This is a genomic window from Effusibacillus pohliae DSM 22757 (assembly GCF_000376225.1).
GTDB classification, from domain to species: domain Bacteria; phylum Bacillota; class Bacilli; order Tumebacillales; family Effusibacillaceae; genus Effusibacillus; species Effusibacillus pohliae.
The window spans coordinates 1-4,777 of sequence record NZ_AQXL01000053.1 but is presented as its reverse complement, the minus strand read 5'-3'; the positions used below and the strand labels follow the sequence as shown (position 1 = coordinate 4,777).

Below are 4,777 nucleotides of genomic sequence, written 5' to 3'. Positions count from 1 at the left end.
GAACGAGCGGTGCGGAGGCGGAAATCCCGTTCGGCTGCCTTCACCAAGTGGGAAGAAGTCCTTGATGTGGTGAAACGGATGGCGGTGGTGTCCACGATCACCATTGGCCTTGAGCAGTATGTTGCGGGGGAGGCGGGAGGATATACGCCCGAAACAGCCCATCTTTTTCGGAAGGCGAACTCGGTTCGACATGTCGGGGCACCCATTGACCTCACGTGGGAGCTGAAGTTGGGAGATCATCGGTTTTGGGTGCGAGGTGATTGGGACGAGTTGAAGCGGGTCTGCGATGAAGATTGGAGCGCCCTTCACATCCTCACGTACCGGATTCACGAGCAGTTGCTTGAATCGATCCAGAACGGAGGCAAGAATCCTGAGGGGACGTAGGGGGATGACAGTGGGACTGCGCTGGCGGTCCCGTTACATAGGGGATATGTACAATCTAGAATCTAGATTCTAAAATCTAAATTCTAGATTCTAATGTCTAAGAAACACCCGAAAAACAGTCATGCTGCGGGACGGCCATATTGTGAACATGGAAATTTGTTGAAGTCAAGCGCTATGTGTTGTAGTTATGACCTTCATTGCGAGCAGTTTCATTGTTTCTTGTCGATGAAAGACGAACACCCTCATGGTGTCGGGAAGCTGCTGGGCAAGGCGGATGTCCGAAGGAATTCGTTGCGGCCGTTTCAGACCCAACTTATCTTTAGGGGTGCGGATTAGCCCTTCCTGTTTCCATCCTTGGATCCAAGTGCGTAGTTCCCCAATGGATAATCCCTCAACCGCTGATGGCAGGAGACACAAGTTGCCTTTCAGGTTGATGAAGGCCACAGCGTCATTTGCGTTGCCATCGTATTCGGGAAGCCCCCAAATATGGGGACGGTTAGCATCCAACCATTTCCAAAAATTCAAAGATTGTGCGGTCCCACCCTTCTTTTTCGATTCGGGGTTTGATTCCTCCATCTCTTCGTTTCCACTAGAAACCGGAGAAAAGTATTGGATCATCTCATAAAGCTCCTTCGACGCCTCTTCACGTGTCTTTCCTGTCAGGATCTCATGCAATCCGATCACATCCCATTCCATGCCGCATTCGAGGCAGACCGCAACCTTTTTATCTGGAAGCATCGTGAGGTAGTGGAAAGCATGAATGGGACACTCCTTCTTGGAGAGGCCATGATACCGCATCAACCGGGGGATGGTTATAACTCCTTGGATATAACGTTCAAGGTTCATATGATCGACCTCCTTCGAGCAAACAAATCAAACCGTGAAACTATTAGATCACATCGGCATCCGCTGTTGCGTTTTCAGGATGTCGAATCAGAACCCGGCTGTTGGGCGTCGGAGCGACAATCCCGTGTTCCTCACAAAACGCTCTCACAAACGGGTTCTGCATGGCCCGGCGCCATGAGCGGTCGTCCTTTTCCGCCATTCCCGCTCGAGCCTTGAGTTCCGCTTTTGAGATGATGTCCGAACCGGAGGACACAAACGCCTGAAGGGCTTCCAAGAGAGCGGACACATTGCGGCCCGGTTTGGTGAGCCCCGCCACACCGGCTGGTTTCCAGGTGAGGTCAACCTCTTTGACCCCCAACATGCGGGTCACATGCTCCATGAGGATATGGTCCCGACAAAACACATACACGTCCACTGGCAGGCCCAAGCGAACCCGAGTGCGGAAGATGTCCTGCACAAGTTCGATGGCGATCTCATTGAGTTTCACGGCTTCGATTCCAACATCTACAAACCGGTGAACATTTCGACATTCAAACGTTTCAAGGAGGATGGTATCTGGGTTTTCGTGTCTGATCGTGGCTAACGCCATATAATACTCGTCTCCTTTGTCCAGGATCCCGAAGAAGAGCGCCGCATCGCAACCCATAAAATCGTTTCGTCCTTTCAGGTTGCCGAAGTGCTCGATGGCCACTTTGTTGTTATCCAGTTCGACCTGAAGTCGGTGTTTATATGCCGCTTCAAATTCCTTTCTCACCACCACCAAAAGCTTCTTGTGTTTTTGGATGAGATCCCGGATGACTTTCACATGGGCATTGATTACTTCCTCTTGATCATGAGTGTGCATATACCGCTTTCCAAAGCCGAAGTCGGTACATACATGGATGTTGACAGGAGCCGATCGCCTAATGGGCGATGACAGTGCCTGGAACTCAGACCGGGGATACCGCAAATCGGTTGTACCCGTCCCGTCCAGGATAAAGGGGCACAGGTTGTCCCACTCGAAGTTCATACGCTTCACTACGGTCAACGACCACCCGTCATCCGCATCAGGATAAAAAACGCCACCGGTTTTCAGGAACTTATCCAGAACTTCCCAAACGGTTGAATAGGATTGGTCTGTCAACACCTGCCGCAGATCGGACGACAGTGTCACTTCAATCTCGTCAGGGCGAATGTTCCGGGGCGATGATATGGCTCCAAAAAATTGATTGAGGCCATACATCATCTTTTGCCATTCGTTCAAGAGAGTCGGCGAATAGTGGAATCGCTTCCGAACCTCTTTATTGAATTGTTCCAGCTCCGATCGAGTGATCGTGTTTGACACAAACATCGGAGGAGCCTCGTCGATGATCAGAAGCTTGCGGTCGTGGCGTTCACCGTTTTGATCCACCCAATATCCCAGCGTGGATCCGAGCTTTCGGTTGGTTGCCAGTTCTACGAACCGCTGGTGAGTGGTTATCACAACCGGGCGGCGAAGCTGCTCCTCTTGGTTCCGAAGAACTCGGCAGGAAGAGTGTTGGCAACCAGCGCACATGCCCGGCTGGTACGAATCGTGTCCAGCCAGGCACCACGACTCATCCCATCCGAGGTAGGACCAGGCCACTTCCCTGGATTGATTCAAAAACCGGGCAATGGCGTCGGCGTCTTGTTTGCGTTCTACCACCAGGATACATCCGAAGTCTGGGGTGTGATCACACTTGTACTGGACATACAAGTTGCGCAACGTGGACTTCCCGCTGCCAGGTGGTACAGGCCATATCACTGGTTGGTTCGGATTGCCTAGTGTTTCCCACAGGCGCACGATGTGGCGAACCGACTGAAGCAGGTCGTCCTCCACCCCAATTCCCCGGTTGGCCATGACGGTTTGAAAACGCTCGGTGACAGCGTGTACGGTTCGCAATGTTCCCAGGGAATCCATTTTGGTTCTGGTGTGTACATATCGAGGCAACTCTGGAACGGCAGCCAATTGGCTCGCAACAGCCTTTTGATGCTGCTCCTGTTGGCGGTGGAGACTATCCTTGTACCGTTGGATGCGGTACTCGAGGATGTCGTTCCATCCTTTCAGCTTGGCCAACTCGGAGAGTGCCCAACTTTTGTTGCACGTATGGCAATAGAACCACTCCGTCCCTGCAAAATACACACCGGACGGACGATGGTCGTCATGCATGGGGCAGAGACAACGGTATTGTTCGCCGTCGGTCGTGTCCATGTCCCCCAGGTGAGCTTCGACCAGCGACAGCATCTTCAGATCCACCAAATCCAACGGTTTGACGTCTGAACGTTGACCCCGCAGACGTTTCGACTGCTCCTTTTTCGTTTCGATCACCTCGGGAACGCCCAGTTCCGTCAGGCGTTGCTGGAGTTGGTCTTGGGTGTAGGACAACTCCGGATGCCACCAGAGTACGTGAACCATCTGGGGTGCGGACTTTTGATGATAAAAGCCCGGAACCCGCATCAAACGGCTCTCGTTGACGACCGTCGGGTCGCTGCCAAAAAAGTGAATGAGCCTTTTCTGGACCTTTCGGAACTCTTCCACCTTGGCGTCTTTCATTAGCCAGTAGACGTGCATACCCCGGCTGGACAGGACGATGATGCTGGGCAAAAGGCCGAACCGGTTTAGCAATTCCAGTTGCTGTTCCCACGGCACTTTATCGAAATCGATATAATGGGCGGTGACCTGTGTGATCGAAGTGTCACAGTGGCCGCCGTTGTTCACCACGAGGAACACACCATTTCGGTAGCTATTTGCCTTCCGCAGTCCTCCCCTGATTCCTTGTTTCAACTCGTCGAGGGTGGAAAACGTCCAGTTTTGGCTAAAGTTACGGTACGTTTGTTCCTGTTTGGGGGGATCGGGCAGAGTGCGTAAACAGTAGGGCCCTTCCCCTTTGATCGCTTGGATAAATTGCAGCGGGGTGATGGCTTGCTTTTCGAGTTTTAGGTCCATTGGACATCTCCTCCTTTTCATAGGTTTGTTATGAACATATCGGATGGTACATCCGAAAGTCAAAAATTACAAAGGCGTGATTGTGAGAAATGCCAAGGTTACTTGTCTCGACACCCCAATCTAGGGAGAAGTGTCCTAGCAACCGGCAATTGGGGAAAAATCAAGCACAGAGGCGAATCTCTTTCAGAACAGAATTGAAAGGTGATCAGAGGTGTGACATACTGTCACGGACAGTTTCCACTACCGTAGGACGGAATCGAATGAGAACTCTCTGACAGGTTGTGTCAATCATTAATCGTAATCTCCGAGGAGCCCCCTGATAAAGGAGAGGGAGATTGCTTGCTTGTTTGGCGTAGAGGATCGCCTGCTTCAAGAATTCAGGAGTCCCCTTCTGACTGTGGGTGGAGCCGGTTCGGAGTTCCGTATGAACGACATACCCTTCTTTCCCCAAATATGCAAAGATGGGGGCGTAGCCGTCGAACCCTTTGTAAGTACGAGAAACTCCTTCTTTCTTCGTACATGAGTTGTCAAACGGGGCTACATCCACATCAAGGGGAAGGTAGCGTCGCTCCTTGCCGGGATTGCCTAAGATGACAGGGGTGA

The 4,777-nt window shown here is 51.9% G+C and carries 3 protein-coding genes and 1 pseudogene; 1 reads left to right on the top strand and 3 read right to left on the bottom strand.

The window, feature by feature from the left end:
- Positions 1–384, top strand: a 384-nt coding sequence (locus C230_RS22825) for a hypothetical protein (RefSeq protein WP_169332818.1), incomplete at its 5' end; no start/stop codon positions are given.
- 165 nt (positions 385–549) lie between these two features.
- Here the strand turns inward: C230_RS22825 and C230_RS0100875 are convergent.
- From C230_RS0100875 to C230_RS23095, 3 genes and pseudogenes are all read right to left on the bottom strand, one after another.
- The gene (locus tag C230_RS0100875) at positions 550–1,230 is read right to left on the bottom strand and encodes a hypothetical protein (RefSeq protein ID WP_018130198.1); all 681 of its coding nucleotides are present in this window, start codon (positions 1,228–1,230) and stop codon (positions 550–552) included.
- Positions 1,231–1,273: 43 nt separating this feature from the next.
- On the bottom strand, positions 1,274–4,174 hold the full coding sequence (locus C230_RS0100870; protein ID WP_018130197.1) for a DNA-primase RepB domain-containing protein: 2,901 nt from the start codon (positions 4,172–4,174) through the stop codon (positions 1,274–1,276).
- A 322-nt stretch (positions 4,175–4,496) separates the two neighbouring features.
- Positions 4,497–4,777: pseudogene (locus C230_RS23095) on the bottom strand (IS1380 family transposase); the annotation flags it as partial.